This is a genomic window from Pontimicrobium sp. MEBiC06410, assembly GCF_053601615.1.
Map to the genome: position 1 here is coordinate 28,754 of NZ_JBSHNT010000154.1, position 19,101 is coordinate 47,854.

The 19,101-nt window shown below is 29.8% G+C and carries 19 protein-coding genes; 14 read left to right on the forward strand and 5 right to left on the reverse strand.

What is annotated here, in order from left to right:
- The first annotated feature begins 59 nt into the window (after positions 1 to 59).
- Together ACVC08_RS10700 and ACVC08_RS10705 are read left to right on the forward strand one after the other, a co-directional pair.
- Entirely contained in the window at positions 60 to 1,154 is a 1,095-nt protein-coding gene (locus ACVC08_RS10700) for an acyloxyacyl hydrolase (RefSeq protein ID WP_452602028.1), read from the forward strand.
- A 3-nt stretch (positions 1,155 to 1,157) separates the two neighbouring features.
- Positions 1,158 to 1,901, forward strand: coding sequence for a head GIN domain-containing protein (locus ACVC08_RS10705; RefSeq protein WP_452602029.1), 744 nt, complete (start codon positions 1,158 to 1,160; stop codon positions 1,899 to 1,901).
- Between the two features lie 170 nt (positions 1,902 to 2,071).
- On the opposite strand, the gene ACVC08_RS10710 is transcribed toward ACVC08_RS10705, so the two are convergent.
- From ACVC08_RS10710 to gldA, 3 genes are read right to left on the reverse strand one after another with little or no spacing between them, the layout of a single operon-like run.
- A complete protein-coding gene (locus tag ACVC08_RS10710) occupies positions 2,072 to 2,425 on the reverse strand; it encodes a hypothetical protein (protein ID WP_452602030.1) in 354 nt (117 codons plus the stop codon).
- 4 nt (positions 2,426 to 2,429) lie between these two features.
- Positions 2,430 to 2,639, reverse strand: coding sequence for a hypothetical protein (locus ACVC08_RS10715; protein ID WP_452600365.1), 210 nt, complete (start codon positions 2,637 to 2,639; stop codon positions 2,430 to 2,432).
- 5 nt (positions 2,640 to 2,644) lie between these two features.
- Positions 2,645 to 3,538, reverse strand: coding sequence for a gliding motility-associated ABC transporter ATP-binding subunit GldA (gldA, locus tag ACVC08_RS10720; RefSeq protein WP_452602031.1), 894 nt, complete (start codon positions 3,536 to 3,538; stop codon positions 2,645 to 2,647).
- 342 nt (positions 3,539 to 3,880) lie between these two features.
- Between gldA and ACVC08_RS10725 the strand changes: the two genes are divergently transcribed.
- From ACVC08_RS10725 to ACVC08_RS10740, 4 genes are read left to right on the forward strand one after another with little or no spacing between them, the layout of a single operon-like run.
- Positions 3,881 to 4,708 carry a prephenate dehydratase gene (locus ACVC08_RS10725; protein WP_452602032.1) on the forward strand — a complete coding sequence of 276 codons (828 nt, stop codon included), beginning with the start codon at positions 3,881 to 3,883 and terminating at the stop codon, positions 4,706 to 4,708.
- Positions 4,705 to 5,847 (forward strand): pyridoxal phosphate-dependent aminotransferase, encoded by a 1,143-nt coding sequence (locus ACVC08_RS10730; RefSeq protein WP_452602033.1) that lies wholly within the window; start codon positions 4,705 to 4,707, stop codon positions 5,845 to 5,847. The genes ACVC08_RS10725 and ACVC08_RS10730 overlap by 4 nt, the downstream gene beginning before the upstream one ends.
- Entirely contained in the window at positions 5,847 to 6,698 is an 852-nt protein-coding gene (locus ACVC08_RS10735) for a prephenate dehydrogenase (RefSeq protein ID WP_452600388.1), read from the forward strand. Before ACVC08_RS10730 ends, ACVC08_RS10735 begins: the two co-directional genes overlap by 1 nt.
- 25 nt (positions 6,699 to 6,723) lie before the next feature.
- A complete protein-coding gene (locus ACVC08_RS10740) occupies positions 6,724 to 7,806 on the forward strand; it encodes a chorismate mutase (protein WP_452600369.1) in 1,083 nt (360 codons plus the stop codon).
- A gap of 224 nt (positions 7,807 to 8,030) precedes the next feature.
- On the opposite strand, the gene ACVC08_RS10745 is transcribed toward ACVC08_RS10740, so the two are convergent.
- A complete protein-coding gene (locus ACVC08_RS10745) occupies positions 8,031 to 8,204 on the reverse strand; it encodes a hypothetical protein (RefSeq protein ID WP_452602034.1) in 174 nt (57 codons plus the stop codon).
- Positions 8,205 to 8,579: 375 nt separating this feature from the next.
- Entirely contained in the window at positions 8,580 to 9,059 is a 480-nt protein-coding gene (locus ACVC08_RS10750; protein ID WP_452602035.1) for a hypothetical protein, read from the reverse strand.
- Positions 9,060 to 9,346: 287 nt separating this feature from the next.
- Between ACVC08_RS10750 and rsgA the strand changes: the two genes are divergently transcribed.
- The 8 genes from rsgA to ACVC08_RS10790 are packed head-to-tail and all read left to right on the forward strand — an operon-like array spanning position 9,347 to position 18,900.
- Positions 9,347 to 10,300 carry a ribosome small subunit-dependent GTPase A gene (rsgA, locus tag ACVC08_RS10755; protein WP_452602036.1) on the forward strand — a complete coding sequence of 318 codons (954 nt, stop codon included), beginning with the start codon at positions 9,347 to 9,349 and terminating at the stop codon, positions 10,298 to 10,300.
- 10 nt (positions 10,301 to 10,310) lie between these two features.
- Complete coding sequence (dtd, locus tag ACVC08_RS10760) at positions 10,311 to 10,763, forward strand: D-aminoacyl-tRNA deacylase (RefSeq protein ID WP_452602037.1); 453 nt, start codon at positions 10,311 to 10,313, stop codon at positions 10,761 to 10,763.
- Positions 10,764 to 10,806: 43 nt separating this feature from the next.
- Positions 10,807 to 12,705 (forward strand): DUF3857 domain-containing protein, encoded by a 1,899-nt coding sequence (locus ACVC08_RS10765; RefSeq protein WP_452602038.1) that lies wholly within the window; start codon positions 10,807 to 10,809, stop codon positions 12,703 to 12,705.
- Positions 12,706 to 12,707: 2 nt separating this feature from the next.
- The gene (locus tag ACVC08_RS10770; RefSeq protein WP_452602039.1) at positions 12,708 to 14,738 is read left to right on the forward strand and encodes a DUF3858 domain-containing protein; all 2,031 of its coding nucleotides are present in this window, start codon (positions 12,708 to 12,710) and stop codon (positions 14,736 to 14,738) included.
- A gap of 24 nt (positions 14,739 to 14,762) precedes the next feature.
- On the forward strand, positions 14,763 to 16,775 hold the full coding sequence (locus ACVC08_RS10775) for a DUF3857 domain-containing protein (RefSeq protein WP_452602040.1): 2,013 nt from the start codon (positions 14,763 to 14,765) through the stop codon (positions 16,773 to 16,775).
- Between the two features lie 4 nt (positions 16,776 to 16,779).
- A complete protein-coding gene (locus ACVC08_RS10780; RefSeq protein WP_452602041.1) occupies positions 16,780 to 17,301 on the forward strand; it encodes a metal-dependent hydrolase in 522 nt (173 codons plus the stop codon).
- Positions 17,291 to 17,617: a nucleotide pyrophosphohydrolase gene (locus ACVC08_RS10785; protein ID WP_452600379.1), complete on the forward strand. Its 327-nt coding sequence runs from the start codon at positions 17,291 to 17,293 to the stop codon at positions 17,615 to 17,617. Before ACVC08_RS10780 ends, ACVC08_RS10785 begins: the two co-directional genes overlap by 11 nt.
- Positions 17,618 to 17,667: 50 nt before the next feature.
- Complete coding sequence (locus ACVC08_RS10790; RefSeq protein ID WP_452602042.1) at positions 17,668 to 18,900, forward strand: 3-phosphoshikimate 1-carboxyvinyltransferase; 1,233 nt, start codon at positions 17,668 to 17,670, stop codon at positions 18,898 to 18,900.
- Positions 18,901 to 19,101 lie beyond the last annotated feature (201 nt).

Here is a 19,101-nt window from a genome sequence, read left to right on the forward strand (position 1 = left end):
TTAAAATTTTCTAACTCAATATATTTTAGTTTACATTTGCAGCCTAATTAAATTGATTAATGAAATACTTTTTAAGCTGTATTCTCTTGTTATGCTGTTTATTCTTAAATGCACAAGACGATAAGAATCCGTTTGGGTTAGATGTTAATTTTTTCTACGGAAATATTACAGAACATAACTCAGATATTGCTCACTTAATAACAGGGCATCCAACCGGAGTGATATTAAGTTATAACCAAAAAACATTTGGAAAAGAAGCTTGGGAAAGCCGTTACAATTATCCAGATTATGGAGCATCTTTTATTTATCAAGATTTAAAAAATGAGTTTTTAGGTGATAATTTTGGAGTCTATGCGCATTATAACTTCTATTTTTTTAAACGTAATTTAATGTTTCGTATTGGGCAAGGGATAGCCTATAATACTAACCCATACGATAAAGAAACAAACTTTAGAAACACTGCTTTTGGTACCCATTTGTTAAGCTCTACTTATGTGATGCTTAACTATAAAAAAGAAAATATATTTAAAGGATTTGGATTACAAGCAGGAATCTCACTTATACATTATTCTAATGCTAATGTAAAAGCGCCAAATAGCTCTATAAATAGTTTAACCTTTAATATAGGAACTAACTATGTGTTAGATGTAGATAACAAACCAGAGTATATAGCTTCAACAGAAGATAAAAAGTTTACAGAAAAAATAAAATACAATTTAGCCTTTAGATCTGGAGTAAATGAAAGTGATGTAATTAACTCTGGACAGTATGCCTTCTATATTTTTTCGGCCTATGCAGATAAGCGTTTAAATAGAAAATCCGCAATACAATTAGGAACAGATGTGTTCTTTTCAAATTTTCTAAAAACACATATTCGTTATAATGCTGTAGCCTTTCCGTTAGATAATGTTAGTGGCGATGAAGATTATAAACGAGTAGGCGTTTTTGCTGGTCACGAATTATTTATAAGCAAAACCTCTTTAATTACCCAATTAGGATACTATGTGTATTACCCATTCGATTTCGAAGGAAGAATGTATAGTAGAATAGGACTAAAACGTTATTTTGGAAGTAAGTTTTTTGGAGCGTTAACCTTAAAATCGCATGCAGCAAAAGCAGAAGCAGTAGAATTTGGAATAGGAGTAAGACTATAAACTATGAGAAAAATATTATACACATTAACAATATTACTATTAGTAAGTTGTAATAGCGAAAATGCTCCAGATTGTTTTCAAAATGCAGGAGATATTATTCAAAAAGAATTTAATGTAACCGATTTTACAGAGATTATAGTTTTTGAAAATATTGAGTTGATTGTTACAGAAGGAGCTACGCAAAATGTAACCGTTGAAACGGGAGAGTTTTTAATGAGCGATATTGATATTAAAGTAGAAAATGGAAAATTGTTATTAAAAGATAATAATGGCTGTAATTTTACTAGAGACTATGGTATAACAAAAATATTTGTTACTGCGCCCAACTTAACTAAAGTTAGAAATAGTAGTCAGTTTACAGTAAGAAGTAATGGGGTTTTAAACTATGAAAGCTTACATTTAATATCTGAAGATGATTCTGGGGATTTCCATAATGTAGGTATTTTTAATGTTGAAGTTAATACCGTTAATTTAAGAGTAACGATTAATAATTTAACAACAACCTACGTTAGCGGTAATACTACCAATTTAAGAATTTCTCATGCATCAGGTGATGGACGATTTGAAGGTAGAAACTTACTGGCAGATAATGTTTCAATTTTTCATAGAGGAACGAACGATATTATAGTTACACCTCAAGTAGCCTTAGATGCAAAATTAGTAAGTACAGGAAATGTAATTGTAACTAATACACCTCCTACAGTAGATATTTCAGAATTATTTAATGGGCGTGTTATTTTTGAATAACTTTAAAATCTGTGTTTTAAAAATATTTAAAAGTATTAGTAATATTATAATTGAAGGAAAGAGTATTATAAACAACCAAAAATTAAATTCCACATAAGTAATACCTAAAAGGTTGGCGGCGTTAATACAGAAATCTGTAAAGTACCAGTATATATCTTTTACAATTTTTGTCATGATTTAGATTTAGGTAGTCTTTTAGTTAATCGCCATAAAAGAAAAATAGAAACTATAGGAAATATAATAACATATAGTAATAAGTTCATTTGTGCATAACTAAACTTAAAAGGATTTTGCTTTAGCCATGCAATATTCTTTTTGTAAATATCAAAATGTCTAGTTGCAAAAGAAGATTGATTATCATTTTTTAACAGTTCATTAAAATGAATACAACCTTTATTATGGCATGCTCTAGTGCAGTATTCTCTGTTTATAGAATTACTAGGCGTTTCTCTTGTTTCATTAATAAGTATAACTATAAAAAAAGGTATAGATACAATTGCTAATAAAAGAGAAAAGCGTTTCATTTTATTAATAAACTATAAAAATTAGAGCACTTACAATTAGTAATATAATTGATGCTCCTATTCTACGGTTCCAAGATTCATCTAGTATATCTTTAAAACTCTTTTTACCGAGATATAGTACCCATTTTAGGCAAGCACCTAAATACTTAGGAAAACTATAAACTATAGATTCAATAAGAACTTCAACAATAAACTCAACAATACTTTCTATCATTAAAACTAAGACGTTAAATCTCTAAACATACTTTCTAAACTAGCATTCTTTTGGTTTAACTGAAGAATTTTTAACTCATTATCATGAGCAAAATCAAAAACGCGAGAACGCATATCTTTTGTTGTAGAAAACGTAATTTCGTATATAAAATCGAAAGTATTAGTAACCTTTTTTACATGAGGTAATTTTAATAAAAAGGCATCTTCAACACGATAGTCAAACTCAACAACAACAACTTGTTCTTGTCCATCTCGTAATTCTGATAATTTTTTATTGGCAACAATTTCGCCTTTATTAATAATAATCACGCGGTCACACATAGCTTCTACCTCTTGCATAATGTGTGTAGATAAAAACACGGTTTTTTCTTTACCAATAGTTTGTATAAGGTTTCTTATATCTACTAATTGGTTAGGGTCTAGTCCAGTGGTAGGTTCATCTAAAATTAAAACATCTGGGTTATGCAATAAAGCATTAGCTAAACCAACACGCTGCCTATAGCCTTTAGAAAGTTGAGAAATTTGTTTGTGAGCTTCTGGTGTGAGTCCTGTCAATTCTATTACCTCTTCAACTCTAGCTTTACTAACTTTATAAACATCGGCATTAAAAGCTAAATATTCTCTAACATAAAGCTCTAAGTACATTGGGTTGTGCTCTGGTAAATACCCAACACTTAGTTGTACTTGTTTAGGTTGTGTAGAAATAGAATGCCCATTAACTATAGCATGTCCTTCGGTTGGACTTATAAAAGTGGTTAATATTTTCATCATTGTAGATTTTCCTGCACCATTTGGGCCAAGAAAACCAACAATCTCAGGTTTTTTAACTTCAAAAGAGATATTGTTTAAGGCTTTTTGTTCTCCATAAACCTTAGTTATATTTTCAACTTTTATAGACATATTAAAAACTTTATTCAAAAGTAAACATTCTGTAATTTAAAGACTAGTATGTTTACAAATCTTTAAATTTTATAGTAAAACACTAAAAATAAAGCTTTAGTATTTTGATTTGTTAATTTATTAATTACTTTAGCAGCATAAAATAAATATCTGTTTTGCAGATAATAAATAATGAACAATAATTTAAACACATATTTTAGCTGGTTTTATTTCTTTTTTAACAAAAGGAACGAGACGCTATGTGTGTAATTTAAATATTACTATAAACAAAAAAAGTCTCGATATATATCGAGACTTTTTTTGTTTATAGACTTTTATAAAGACAGTATAAAAAAATAAAATATGGTTAACTCAGTTTCAATACAAGGCGTAAAAGGCTCTTTTCATCACATTGTATCTCAAAACTATTTTGGAGATAATGTTGCGGTTAATGAATGTTTGTCTTTTGATTTAACAGTATCTAAATTATTAGATAAAAAATCTGAAGCAGCCATAATGGCTATAGAAAACTCCATAGCAGGATCTATCATTCCAAATTATGCATTAATAGATAACAATAATTTACATATAGTAGGAGAACATTATTTAGATATTCAGCACCATTTAATGGCACTACCTAACCAAAAAATAGAAGATATTACAGAGGTGCATTCTCACCCTATGGCATTACTACAATGTAAGACCTTTTTTAAAAAGCATCCGCATATTAAATTAGTAGAGGATATAGATACGGCAGATGTGGCAAGACGTATAAAAGAAGATAATATTAAAGGTGTTGCAGCAATAGCAAGTTATTTAGCGTCTGAGATTTTTGAATTGAATATTCTAGCCGAAAGCATTCAAACTATAAAACATAACGAAACAAGGTTTGTTATTGTAAAAAGAAACAAACCAGAATTATTACCAGCAGAAATAAACAAAGCCTCTTTAAAGTTTGAATTAGACCATAAAAGAGGAAGTCTAGCGACAATGCTTAATGTTATGAGTGATTGTAAACTAAATTTAACTAAAATACAATCGTTGCCCATAATAGAAACACCTTGGAAATATTCCTTTTTTATAGATGTCACTTTTGAAGATTATAAAGATTACGAAAAAGCAAAATCTATTATGGCGATAATGGCAACAGAATTTAAAGTTTTAGGAGAATACAAAAACACAAAAAAATGATAGAAGTAGCAAACAGGTTACATAGTGTTGAAGAATACTACTTCTCTAAAAAACTAAAAGAAGTAAGAGCTTTAATAGCAAATGGGAAACCTATAATTAATTTAGGAATAGGGAGCCCAGACCTACAACCGCCAGAAACCGTAATTACAGCAATTACAGAAAGTTTTAAAGATGGTAATGTACATAAGTACCAAAGTTATCAAGGTATACCAGAATTACGCGAAGCAATATCGGGTTTTTATAAGGCACATTTTAATGTAAATATAAAAGCTGCTTCAGAAATATTACCATTAATGGGTAGTAAGGAAGGAATTATGCATATTTCTATGGCATTTTTAAATGCAGGAGATAAAGTATTAATACCTAACCCAGGTTACCCAACATACACATCGGTAACAAAATTAATGCAAGCAGAGCCCGTGTACTATAACTTAGAAGCAGCTAACAATTGGTGTCCAGACATTACAACTTTAGAGCAGCAAGATTTAAGTAAAGTAAAACTAATGTGGTTAAGTTATCCGCATATGCCAACAGGAGCAAAAGCTAGTAAAAAAGTATTCACAGATTTAATAGCATTTGCAAAACGAAACAATATTTTGTTGGTAAACGATAATCCATATAGTTTTATTTTAAATAACAATCCATTGAGCATTTTAAGCATAGAAGGCGCTAAGGAAGTTTGCTTAGAGTTAAATTCTTTAAGTAAAACATTTAATATGGCAGGATGGAGAGTAGGTATGCTGTTAGGAAATAATAAACTGCTAAACGAAGTCCTTAAAGTAAAAAGCAATATGGATTCTGGAATGTTTTATGGCATTCAAAAAGGAGCAATAGAAGCTTTAAAAAGCTCTAAAACGTGGTTCGAAAATTTAAATGCTATTTACAGTGTGCGCAGAAAGTTAATATGGAAATTGGCGACAAAGCTTAACTGTACATTTAATGAAGATACTAATGGGTTATTTGTTTGGGCAAAATTACCAAGTGGAGAAACATCAGAAGTATTTATAGATAAATTATTACACGAAAACAATTTGTTTGTAACACCAGGAACAGTTTTTGGTTCGCAAGGAGAAGGTTACATAAGGTTTTCATTATGTGCTTCAAATGAAGCAATAGAAGAAGCGATTACAAGACTATGATACAAAACATATACATAATAGGAATAGGACTAATAGGAGGAAGCTTAGCCTTAGATATTAAGAAAAAGCGACCAGAAGCCATTATTTATGGTATAGATAGCAGCGAAGACCATTTAAACCAAGCCTTAGAATTAAATATAATAGAAGAAAAAGCAACTATAGAAGACTTAGATAAAGCAGATTTAGTAATACTGTCTATTCCCGTTGATGCATCTGTAAAACTATTGCCTCAAGTTTTAGATCGTATTTCAGACTTTACAACAGTAGTAGATGTAGGTTCTACAAAGCTAGATATTTGTAATGCGGTTGAAAACCATAAAAAACGCAGAAATTTCTTAGCAATGCATCCTATAGCAGGAACAGAATTTTCAGGCCCAAAAGCAGCCATAGAAAATTTGTTTCAGCATAAAACAAATATTATATGCGAAGTAGAAAAAACCGCATTTAAACTCCAAGAAAAAGCATTACAGTTATTTACAGAAATTGGTATGCGTATGCGTTACATGAATCCAAAATCGCATGATAAACATATAGCATATATGTCTCATTTATCGCATATAAGCTCCTTTATGTTAGGTAAAACAGTGATTGAAAAAGAAAAAAATGAACGTGATATTTTCGATATGGCTGGTAGTGGGTTTGAATCTACAGTGCGCTTAGCTAAAAGCTCTCCAGCTATGTGGGCGCCTATATTTAAACAAAATAAAGCGAACGTTATAGAAACCTTAGACGATTACATAACTAACCTAACACAATTTAAAAACATGATGGAGAATGATGATTTTGAAGGTGTTTATAATGAAATGAAAGACACAAATTATATAAAACAAATACTAAACGGAATAAGCTAAACTCGAAAGAGTAAAAATAAAAGACATGGAAAATAAAAAAGAAATGAGAACTTGGTTAGACGATTTACAACTAGATCACCCATTAGTAATCGCTGGACCTTGCAGTGCAGAAACAGAAGAACAAGTATTAAAAATAGCACATGAGCTAAAAGATACAGATGTAAGCTACTTTAGAGCAGGAATTTGGAAACCAAGAACAAGGCCAGGAATGTTTGAAGGTGTTGGAGCTTTAGGATTAAATTGGCTTAAAAAAGTAAAGGAAGAAACAGGAATGAAAACCTGTACAGAAGTTGCTAATGCAGCACACGTAAAATTAGCAATAGAAAATGATGTCGATTTATTATGGATTGGTGCACGCTCTACAGTAAGCCCTTTTATAATGCAAGAATTAGCAGATGCATTAAAAGGAACCGATAAAACTGTATTAGTAAAAAATCCTGTAAACCCTGATTTAGCTTTATGGTTAGGAGGAATTGAACGATTACATAAAGCTGGAATTAAAAACTTAGGAGCCATACACAGAGGGTTTTCTACCTACGAAAAAACAAAGTATAGAAATATACCAGAGTGGCAACTAGCTATTGATTTTAAAAACAGATTTCCAGATATTCCTTTAATTAACGATCCCTCTCATATAACAGGAAAAAGAGATATGGTTTTTGATGTCTCACAAACTGCATTAGATTTAAATTTTGATGGATTAATGATAGAAACACATACCGATCCAGATAATGCATGGAGTGATGCCGCACAACAAGTAACCCCAAAAACATTAATACAAATGATGAAGGATTTACGAATTAGAAAAGTAAGCGATCCTGAAACAGAATATAATAATGAATTAGGAAATTTAAGAGCGCAAATAGACGTTGTAGATAACCAAATAATAGATTTAATTGGTAAACGAATGAAAATAGCCGATGGTATTGGGGCTCTTAAAAAGAAACGTAATGTAGCTGTTTTACAAAGCAAACGTTGGAATGAGATTTTAGGAAAAATGGTTCTAGAAGGTGAACAAAAAGGGCTAAGCGAAGAATTTATACTTAAAATGTTTAAAGCCATTCACCAAGAATCTATTAACCATCAAGAAAAAATAATAAAAGGATAAAAACAAAAACCTAACTATTATATACAGGTTTATAATTTTAAAAAGAGGCTGTCTTAAAAAGACTGCCTCTTTTGTATTACAAGAAGATGTAATAAATATTAATTTTAATATAGCTGTTTTTTAATAAAAACGTTCACTATAAGTGCTATTATCATTAAACCTAATAGTACATATGCATAAAAGGAGATAAACTCCCTATTAAGACTACAATTGTTAAATATAAACTATTCTTCGTCGTCAGGAATACCGTTACAGTTTCTATCGTTTGGCGGACATTCTTTTTCAGGGTCGATAATAGCGGTAATATTTTCATCTTCGGTTACTGGTTCTGTAGTGCAAGAAGTAAATGTAATAGAAACCAGTGTTAGCATTAAAAATGCAATAAATAAATTTTTCATAAAATAATAAATTGTTTAGGTTGAATATTAAACAATAAATTACTTGATATTTAGTTGCATTAGGTCGGTTAAACTAATTACTTATCCACTAAATTATTAACGTACAGCGATTTGTAAAGCCGTGAATATATTCTTTTTTTAATTTAATATCGCTAAGGATTTTCCTTATAATTAGTAAGGATTTTTGTTTTTTATAAAATATTTAATATCCGTAATCAATAATATAGTCTACCGTTAACCAGAACTTGTTTTAGGTTCTCTCCATAAAGTATCTATGTTTTTAGGTGTTATGTTATAAAACGGATAGTTTTATAAAAAAAGGCGAAAACACAATGTTACATGTTTTCGCCTTTAATTATGTGTTAAAAAGAACTATTAGTTTGTTCTTTTAAACATATATCTAGTAATAAAAATACCTTTACCGTCTCCTTTTCCACCTTCGCTTTCTACAGCAGTGTTAACAAAGGCTAGTTCCCATCCTTCAGCAATCATTGTGTTTATTTTAGAAGTCATTACAGCATCATTAGCAGCAATGTTTTGAAAACGAATACCACCTAAGTTATAGAAGTTTAATAATTTAGTTTCTTCGTAATCTTTTACACGAATTTCCCCTCTTTTAGATTTATTTTTTTTGTCTTTACCTTTATCTCCAGATCTTACAGAGGTAAACTCTTTATAATCTTTCTTTTCTGTAGCAGAAATCATTCTAGATCTTCCTAAACCATTTGGCACAATAGATTCGACAACAGTAACAACTTTGTATTCTACTTCTGCAGGTTTACTATCAATATTAACAAAAGATACCGAGATAAAAGCGACAGCTGCAAAGGCAGCAAATAATAAAAATTTTTTCATAATGAGTGTTTAAGTTTTTGTTTTTAAATTATTAATTAGAGAGCAAGATATCAACTTCTGTGCCATTAATCAAAAAAAAAATATTCACACAAATAAAGCGTTTACTTATTAGAGTTATTTTAAGCTTTGTTGTTTATATAATTTTGGTATAACAAATTAAAATATAAAACGAATTTTATTTTTGGTTACTACAATAACAGGAGGAAAACGTTTAGGTACCAAAAAAGGAATACATAGATTATTATAATTTAATATAAAAGTTGTTATTTTGTAGCTTAAACTAATGAATGACAGGACTAGTATATAAATCTACAGGAAGTTGGTACACCGTAAAAACCGAATTGGGAACAAGCTACGAGTGCCGAATAAAAGGTAAATTCAGACTAAAGGGAATAAAAAGTACCAACCCAATAGCTGTGGGAGATTATGTAGATTTTGAATTAGATACAAAAAGCGATAAAGAAACCGGTGTTATTAATACCATTCATGATCGTGAAAACTACATTGTACGTAAATCTGTAAACTTATCTAAACAAACCCACATAATCGCCTCTAATGTAGACCAAGTATTTTTATTAGTAACTATAGATAATCCGCCTACATTTACAAGTTTTATAGATCGTTTTTTAGCATCGGCAGAAGCCTATTCTATAAAAACAGTATTACTATTTAATAAAATAGATACCTATAACGAAGAGACTTTATTAGAGGTTAAATATCTAGAACACATTTACAATAAAATAGGATACGAGTGTATTACTATTTCTGCAAAAACAGGAGAAAACATAGATAAGGTAAAAGGTTTAATGGAAGGCAAAGTAAGTATGTTTTCTGGGCACTCTGGTGTAGGTAAATCTACTTTAGTTAATGCTATAGAGCCTAATTTAGATTTAAAAACAAAAGCCATTTCCTCGCAGCACATGCAAGGCCAGCATACCACAACGTTTGCAGAAATGTTCGATTTAAGTTTTAATGCAAAAATAATAGATACCCCAGGTATAAAAGGCTTTGGAGTAGTAGACATGGAAAAAGAGGAAGTTGGCGACTATTTTCCTGAGTTTTTTGCTCTAAAACAAGACTGTAAGTTTAACAATTGTTTACATAAAGAAGAACCAAAGTGTGCAGTAAAGAAAGCATTAGACAATAATGAAATTGCAGCATCGCGTTATAATAGTTACATACAAATATTAGAAGGAGACGAGCAGCATTATCGTACAGATATTTGGGATAAAGAACAATAGGAAATAAAAAATGAAAGCAGTAATCCAAAGAGTTACACATGCAGATGTAACTATTAATGGAAAACAAGTTGCTAATATTAATGAGGGATTGTTAATATTATTAGGAGTTGTTACAAACGATACACAAGAGGATATTAAATGGTTATGTAATAAAATAACAAACCTTCGCATTTTTGAGGATGATGGTGGGATTATGAATAAATCACTTATAGACACAAAAGGAGAAGCCATGGTTGTAAGCCAATTTACATTGCATGCTAGTACTAAAAAAGGAAATAGACCTAGTTATATAAAAGCAGCAAAGCCAGAAGTAGCAATACCTATTTACGAAGCATTTGTGAAACAATTAGAACAAAATATAGGAAAAAAAGTGCAAACTGGGGTCTTTGGAGCAGACATGAAAGTGTCGTTATTAAATGATGGTCCAGTAACTATAATTATAGATACTAAAAATAAAGAATAATATTTTTACTAGCGATACCTTTAAACTAATCAATAAAAAATACATGAGATTTAAAAGAACTATAAGCATTATTGTTATGCTTATTTCCCTAACAACTTACTCTCAAGACAAGTTAATAGCTCTTACAATAAACCCAGAATTAAAAGAGAATGCAAATGCTGTAATACGGCTAAACGATGTTACTATAAATATAGAAAAACATAATAAATTTACCTATATAAATAAACGTATTGTAACTGTTTTAAGTAAATCGGGAAAGTCAGATGTAGGTGCATATATGCATTACAGCAGCAATACAAATATAAAAAAAATAGAAGCAGTTATTTATGATGCTTTAGGACAAGAAATTAAAAAAGTAAAAAAGAAAAACTTTAAAGATGCTAGTGCAGTAGATGGAGGAACCCTCTATTCAGACTCCAGACTTAAATATTTAGATTACACACCAGTTAACTATCCATATACAGTTGTATTTGAAACAGAAGTAGAATATAAATCTACAGCATTTATACCCGGCTGGAGACCCATTGAAGATGTCTTTGTAAGTACAGAACACTCTAATTATAAAATTAATAATACTTCTGGTGTAGAATTAAAGATAAAAACACAAAACTTTGATAACTATAATATCGAAAAATTAGAAGATTATAATTATTTAGCTAAAAATTTAAAAGCATTAAAACCAGAAGCTTATGCTCCATCTTTTAGTACTTATGCACCTTCGTTAAAAGTAGCATTAACCAAATTTGTAATGGAAGGCGTAGAAGGTGTAAATACAGATTGGCAAGACTTTGGAAAGTGGGTAGACGATAAGTTAATACATAATACGCAAGAATTACCAGCATCTGTAAAAGCAGAAATAAAACAGATAACAAAAAATACAACTTCTAATATAGAAAAAGCCAAATTAGTTTATAAATATATGCAAGACAAAACACGCTATGTAAGTGTGCAAATAGGCATTGGGGGCTGGAAACCAATGTTAGCAAGCGATGTAGACAGATTAGGATATGGAGATTGTAAAGCATTAACTAATTATACTAAAGCGTTATTAGATGAAGTAAATGTAGAATCCTATTATACTATTATATATGGGGGGAGAAACGTAGAAAACATAGACAAAGAATTTTCTGCAACGCAGGGAAATCACGCAATTTTAGCAGTACCTAATGAAGATGATTATGTTTGGTTAGAATGTACCAGTCAAACGGCACCATTTGGATATAATGCTAATTTTACAGACGATAGAGATGCTCTAATTATTACCCCAGAAGGAGGTAAAATAGTACATACAAAAATATACCCAGCTGAAGATAATTTACAAACTACTACAGCCAAAGTGAAATTAGATAAGGAAGGGAGTATTTTTGCAGATGTAGAGATAACCTCTAAAGGCACACAATATGATTATCATGTAGATATAGAAAATAAAAACGAAAAAGAAGCTAAACTACACTATAAAGATTATTTTAATAATATAAATAACCTAGAGCTTCTTAAAATGTCTAAAAACAATGATAAAAATGAAATTGTTTTTACAGAGAATGTCAACTTGGCTGCAAGTAAATATACATTAAAAGCGGGCAATAGATTATTATTTGCACCTAATATGTTTAATAAAACAACTAATGTACCACCTAGATATAAGTCTCGTAAACTGCCATTTAAAATAAGTAGAGGCTTTACAGATGTAGATGAATACAAAATAGAATTACCAGAAACGATAGAAGTAGAAGCCTTAATGACACCAGTATCTATAGAAAATAAATTTGGAAGCTATTCTGTAGCTATAGAAAAGAAAGCAAATAATTTGTTAGTATACAAAAGAACATTAGTTATTAATAAAGGAGATTATAAAAAAGAAGACTATAAACAATTTAGAGCGTTTTATTTAAAAATAGTTAAACACGATAAATCTAAAATAGCATTAAAAACCATCAATTAATTATGAAAAAAGTAATAGTAATAACCCTTTTGTTACTGTGTAGTTTTAGTTTTTCGCAAAACTATAAATTCGGAAAAGTAAGTAAAGAAGAATTAGCAGAAAAAACGTATAATAATGATACTACTGTTAATGCCGCGGTGTTATATAGAGAGCATAAAGTATATTATAATTATGTCCAAGATGCAGGGTTTAAAAGATTTATTGAAATTTTTGAACGTATAAAAATTTATAATAAAGATGGATTTAAATGGGGTACAAAAGTAGAGAATCTCTACAATGAAAATGCTTCTAATAAAGAGAAACTGTTAAATTTAAAAGCCTATACATATAACATAGAAGGAGGAAAGATTGAAAAAGATAAATTAAAGAAAAATGGTATTTTTAAAGAAGAAAAAAATGAGTATTGGAAACAGTATAAGTTTACAATGCCTAATTTAAAAGAGGGCTCTATTATAGAATATAAGTACGTAATAGAATCACCTAATATAGAATTAGATGATGATGTTTTTCAATACAATATACCTATAAAGCAATTTAATTACCAATTAAAAGTGCCGGAGTATTTTAGAGTAAGTAAGATACTTAATACTAGAGCTAAATATATACCAGAAATATTAGAAAGAAGTAAAAATAGAAAGTTATTAGTTTCATACCATTCTTCTTTTGCTAATGGATCTGCAGAAGCTAAAACAAAATTTTCTAAAGAGAATCTTGTAGAAAGAACATATGACATTTTAGAAAATATATATGAAGCCGATTTACAAAATATACCTGCTTTAAAAAGAGAACCATACGTAGATAACATTAATAATTATAGAGCAATAGTAAAATGGGAGGTTAAATCAATCAAAAGTTTTGATGGTTCTGTAAAAGAATATTCAACAGATTGGGAACAAGTTACTAAGTCTATATATAATAGAGAAAGTTTTGGGAGACAATTAAGTAAAACAACCTATTTTGAGGAAGACTTAAAAAATATTATTAAGGGTATTAATTCTCCTGAAGAAAAAGTTGCTCTTATATATAATTTTGTAAAGACCAAGATAAAATGGAATGGGCGAAGAGGGTATACCTCAGAGTTAGGTGTGAAAAAGGCTTACAAAGAAAGAGTAGGGAATACTGCCGATATTAATTTAATGCTTACCTCAATGTTAAGGTATGCAGGATTAGATGCTAGTCCAGTTTTGGTTAGTACAAGAGATAATGGAATTCCTATTTTACCTAGTACGAAAGGATTTAATTATGTCATAGCAGCTATAAGCTTAGAAAATGGTTTTATTTTATTAGATGGTACCAGTAAATATGGAAGTGCTAACATTTTAAGAGAAAACTCAATTAATTGGAAAGGTAGGCTTGTTAAACAAAATGGAACTTCTGGTTGGATAGGTCTAACTCCGCAAACTAAATCTAAAGAAATAGCTCTAATGAATGTTGAAATTAACGACGATTTATCTATCTCTGGGAAAATTAGAAAACAGCTAACAGAATATCTAGCATTAGGATATAGAGACAAGTATTATACTACAAATAATGATGCTATAATTAAAGATTTTGAAGATGGTAAAGGAGATATTGAAATTACAAATCTATCTATTAAAAATAAAGAAGCTTTAAATAAACCAATAAGTTATACTTACGATTACAAATTAAATAATGAAGTAGAAGAAATAGGAGATAAACTTTACATATCCCCATTATTATTTCTTGCACCAGAAGAAAACCCGTTTAAACAAGACTCAAGAACCTATCCAATAGATTTTATATATCCATTGTATAGCAAGTACTCTATTACAATAAAAATTCCAGAAGGCTATGCTGTAGAATCTATACCAGAGAATGCAAAAGTACAATTAAATGGAGTCGATGGGGAATTCTCATATATTGTTAAGTCGCTTGGTAATAAATTACAGGTTATGGTAACAACTAACCTTAATAAAACATTAATATTGCCTGCAGAATATGAGCAGTTTAAACAATTTTTTCAATTGTCATTTGAAAAGCAAACAGACAAAATTGTATTAAAAAAAGTATAAAATAAATTTATTTACTAAATAAGCATGAGATTATTAGCTCTACTCGTATTATTTTCAATTCAAGGAATACTTGCTCAGAATTATAAATTTGGAAAAGTAACTAAAGAGGAATTAATAGATAATAGTTATGAAAAAGATACTACAGCTAATGCAGTAGTGCTATATAAAGAACAGAACATAAATTTTATATATAGAGAAAATGATGGCTTTGTACAAAGAAATGAAGTACACGAAAGAATAAAAATATATAATAAAGAAGGTTTCGAGTGGGCAACAAAACGTATTCGGTTGTATGATAGATATACTTCTAAAAGTGAAAAACTATTAGGTTTAAATGGCTATACTTATACTTTAAAAAACGGAAAAGTAGTAAAAACAAAGCTTAAAAAAGAAGGCGTATTCGAAGAAAAAACTAGTAAATATTTAGCAACTAAAAGCTTTACAATGCCTAATGTTAGTGAAGGATGCATTATAGAATTCGAGTATAAAATAGAATCTCCATATGCTTATATAGACGATGTTGTGTTACAATACAATATACCAATAGCTAAGTTAGAGGTCTCTATAAAAACTCCTGAGTATTTTAACTATAAAAAGCAGGCAAATATTAAAGCAGTGTATTTTCCTAAAATAGAAGAGTCAAGAAATCAAAAAAATGTAGCGGTCTCTAATAAACAGAGAGAAGGGACCGTTTTTAGAACAAGAAGTTATGAGTTGTCTCACTCTAGCTGGGTTTATGATGAAAATACAATTACAATAAAAGAAAATAATATTCCCGCTTTAAAAACAGAACCATTTGTAAATAATTTAGACAATTACCGCTCAAAATTAATTTTAGAATATTCCTTTTTTAAAGGAGCAGATGGCGTAATTAAAGATTATACAACAACATGGGAAAGTGTTGCAGAAACCATATATAAAAGTGATGTTTTTGGAGGACAATTAAAAAAGACAGGTTATTTTAAAGAAGAAATAGATGCATTAATAGAGGGGATAAATAACCCTAAAGAAAAAATAAGCGTTATATATAATTTTTTAAAAAACAAGATGACATGGAACGGATTAGTTGGGTTCGAATCTAATAGTGGTGTAAAAAAAGCATATAAAGCTAGAACAGGAAATGTTGGAGACATTAACCTTATGTTAACAGCCATGCTAACGTATGCGGGTGTTAAAGCAAACCCAGTATTAATAAGTACAAGAGCAAATGGTATACCAGTAACACCAACACTAACAGGATTTAACTATGTTATAACAGCAGTAGAAGTAGAAGGGAAAACACTTTTGCTAGACGCAACTAATACTATTACGGCGCCAGGAACATTACCTTTAAGAGCCGTTAACTGGCAAGGACGAATGATAAAGCCTAATGGAAAATCGACATGGATAAATTTATCCCCAAAAGTATTCTCTAGAGAAAATGTTTTGTTAGAAGCAGAAATTACAGATAATTTATCAATTACTGGAACAGTAAGAAAGCGACTTACAAACTACTTAGCATATAATTATAGAAGTAAAAATGTAGATATAGAAAAAGAAGAAGTAGTAAGAAACTTAGAAGAAAGCAAAGGAGAAATAAAAATTACAGATTTAGATATTAAAAACTTAAAAATACTTAACAAACCCATTAATTATAGCTATAACTATACATTAGCTAATGAGGTAGAGCAAATAGGAAATAAATTATACCTTTCTCCACTATTATTTTTTACAGCAAACGAAAATGTATTTAAGCAAGACAAAAGAGCTTTTCCTATAGACTTTATTTACCCTGCCGCAACAAGATGTTCCGTTAACTTAAAAATACCAGAAGGTTATACTATAGAATCCTTACCTGAAAACATAAAGATTCAGTATAACGGAAACGAAGGTGATTTTTCATTTATAACAAAAGTAGATAATGGAGCTATTCAAATAACCCTAACAAAACACTTAAAAACAACATATATAATTCCAGAAAAGTATCAGGAATTTAAAACGTTTACAGACAATATTGTTGAGAAAGAAAGTCAGAAAATAGTATTAAAAAAAGAATGATAAAATGGCATCCTTATTTGGACATGGATTAGTAGGCTTTACGCTATCTAAAATAGTCGACTCTAGAAGTAATAAACTACTATTGTTTTTAGCAATTGGCTCTGCAATACTACCAGATATAGATGTTCTAGCTTTTAACTTTGGAATTCCATATATGCATCCATTTGGGCATCGTGGGTTTACACACTCTATTATTTTTGCAGTATTATGGGGGATAATAATAATGTTGCTATTGCGAAAACAAAAAAAGCAAATTGTTTTTATTGTTATTTTTTTATCAACTATCTCTCATGGTATTTTAGATGCATTAACAACAGGAGGAAGAGGCGTGGGTTTTTTTATTCCTTTTAACGATGAACGTTTTTTCTTTCCATTAAAAATAATAAAAGTATCACCAATAGGTATTAGTAAATTTTTTTCAGAATGGGGAATGCGAGTTATTTTAAGCGAATTAAAATATATTGCTATTCCGTGCATTTTGGTTTTATTATTTTTACGCTTTAAAAAGAAAAACAATGAACATTAAAAACGCACAACTAGACGTAGATAATTGGATAAAAGAACATGGTGTTCGCTATTTTAACGAGCTAACAAACATGGCGCAACTTACAGAAGAAGTAGGTGAAGTTGCTAGAATAATAGCCAGAAGATATGGAGAACAAAGCGAAAAGGAAAGCGATAAAGACAAAGACCTAGGCGAAGAATTAGCAGATGTTATGTTTGTTGTATTATGTTTAGCAAATCAAACAGGAATAAATTTACAAGAAGCTTTCGATAAAAAGCTAGACATAAAAACAAAACGTGATCACGACAGACACCAAAATAATCAAAAATTAAAATAATATTTATAGATAGTATTACAAGCTATAACTATAAATAAAGCCGACTCTAAATGAATTTACATCTTCAAAAATCGCAAATAGTAAACCAAAAAACATCAATTAAAATTACAGGTTCAAAAAGCGAATCGAATCGGTTATTATTATTACAAGCATTATATCCAAAACTACAAGTTTATAATGTGTCTAATTCAGACGATTCCCAGTTAATGACTAAAGCATTAGCCTCAACATCTAACGTTATAGACATTCACCATGCAGGAACAGCTATGCGATTTTTAACAGCATACTTTGCCACACAAGCAGGACGAACAATAGAACTTACAGGTTCAAAACGAATGAAGGAGCGTCCTATTGAAATATTAGTAGAAGCATTAAATCAATTAGGAGCAAAAATAAGTTATAAAGAAAATAAAGGATATCCACCATTAATAATAGAAGGGCAAGAATTAACGCAACATAAAGTTAATTTAAAAGCGAATGTAAGTAGTCAGTACATTTCGGCATTATTACTTGTTGCACCAACTTTAAAAAATGGGATAGAGTTACATTTAGAAGGAAAAATAACCTCTGTGCCATATATTAATATGACACTAAGTCTATTAAATAAAATAGGAGTAGAAACAACTTTTAAGAATAATATAGTTACAGTAAAACCTTTACAAGAAGAATTAAAAGAAAAAATTGAACTTGTAGTAGAGTCAGACTGGTCTTCGGCATCATATTACTATAGTATAGTCGCTTTATGTAGTATAGGTACAGAAATTGAATTAACATCTTATACAAAAGAAAGCCTACAAGGAGACGCTTCATTAGCCAAATTTTATAAAACGTTTGGAGTAGAAACACAATTTAATGATAATACAATTCTATTAAAGAAAACAGAATTAGTAGATGCAGACACCATTATTAATTTCGACTTAGCGAATTCACCAGATATAGCCCAAACCATATCGGTTACAGCCTTTGCTTTAGGATTAGAATGTAACCTAACAGGATTGCACACGCTAAAAATAAAAGAAACAGACCGTTTAGAAGCATTAAAAGCCGAAATAGAAAAATTAGGAGGAAATGTAGAGATAACAGACAATTCTTTACAACTATCGGCCTCAAAAACTATAAAAGAAAACAGCTCTACAGAAACCTATAACGATCATAGAATGGCTATGGCATTTGCACCATTAGCACTGAAAGTTCCTATTATTATTGAAGATTCAGGAGTCGTGTCTAAATCTTACCCTACATTTTGGGAAGATTTAAAAACGTTAGGTTTTAAGTTTAATTAATAATAATCAGTCATTTACTTGACAACCCCTATCTCGAGATTGTATATTTGCAATCTTGAAAAATAAATACCGGAGAGAACAGACTAGCAACTTTAATGCAAAAGGTCATTTTATCTGGAAGATTAAAATAAACAACTAGCAAATGAACCATTCAATAAGGTGATAACTATTCGATAAGAACAGTATATAAAATTGAATGTA

Excerpts from the sequence above, each read along its gene's own strand:
- ACVC08_RS10725 (WP_452602032.1), top strand. The coding sequence starts at position 3,881 with ATGGTTAACTCAGTTTCAATACAAGGCGTAAAAGGCTCTTTTCATCAC.
- dtd (WP_452602037.1), top strand. The coding sequence starts at position 10,311 with ATGAAAGCAGTAATCCAAAGAGTTACACATGCAGATGTAACTATTAAT.
- ACVC08_RS10780 (WP_452602041.1), top strand. The coding sequence starts at position 16,780 with ATGGCATCCTTATTTGGACATGGATTAGTAGGCTTTACGCTATCTAAA.
- ACVC08_RS10700 (WP_452602028.1), top strand. The coding sequence starts at position 60 with ATGAAATACTTTTTAAGCTGTATTCTCTTGTTATGCTGTTTATTCTTA.
- ACVC08_RS10785 (WP_452600379.1), top strand. The coding sequence starts at position 17,291 with ATGAACATTAAAAACGCACAACTAGACGTAGATAATTGGATAAAAGAA.
- gldA (WP_452602031.1), bottom strand. The coding sequence starts at position 3,538 with ATGTCTATAAAAGTTGAAAATATAACTAAGGTTTATGGAGAACAAAAA.
- ACVC08_RS10765 (WP_452602038.1), top strand. The coding sequence starts at position 10,807 with ATGAGATTTAAAAGAACTATAAGCATTATTGTTATGCTTATTTCCCTA.
- ACVC08_RS10730 (WP_452602033.1), top strand. The coding sequence starts at position 4,705 with ATGATAGAAGTAGCAAACAGGTTACATAGTGTTGAAGAATACTACTTC.
- ACVC08_RS10770 (WP_452602039.1), top strand. The coding sequence starts at position 12,708 with ATGAAAAAAGTAATAGTAATAACCCTTTTGTTACTGTGTAGTTTTAGT.
- ACVC08_RS10775 (WP_452602040.1), top strand. The coding sequence starts at position 14,763 with ATGAGATTATTAGCTCTACTCGTATTATTTTCAATTCAAGGAATACTT.
- ACVC08_RS10705 (WP_452602029.1), top strand. The coding sequence starts at position 1,158 with ATGAGAAAAATATTATACACATTAACAATATTACTATTAGTAAGTTGT.
- ACVC08_RS10740 (WP_452600369.1), top strand. The coding sequence starts at position 6,724 with ATGGAAAATAAAAAAGAAATGAGAACTTGGTTAGACGATTTACAACTA.
- ACVC08_RS10750 (WP_452602035.1), bottom strand. The coding sequence starts at position 9,059 with ATGAAAAAATTTTTATTATTTGCTGCCTTTGCAGCTGTCGCTTTTATC.
- ACVC08_RS10715 (WP_452600365.1), bottom strand. The coding sequence starts at position 2,639 with ATGATAGAAAGTATTGTTGAGTTTATTGTTGAAGTTCTTATTGAATCT.
- ACVC08_RS10745 (WP_452602034.1), bottom strand. The coding sequence starts at position 8,204 with ATGAAAAATTTATTTATTGCATTTTTAATGCTAACACTGGTTTCTATT.
- ACVC08_RS10790 (WP_452602042.1), top strand. The coding sequence starts at position 17,668 with ATGAATTTACATCTTCAAAAATCGCAAATAGTAAACCAAAAAACATCA.
- rsgA (WP_452602036.1), top strand. The coding sequence starts at position 9,347 with ATGACAGGACTAGTATATAAATCTACAGGAAGTTGGTACACCGTAAAA.
- ACVC08_RS10710 (WP_452602030.1), bottom strand. The coding sequence starts at position 2,425 with ATGAAACGCTTTTCTCTTTTATTAGCAATTGTATCTATACCTTTTTTT.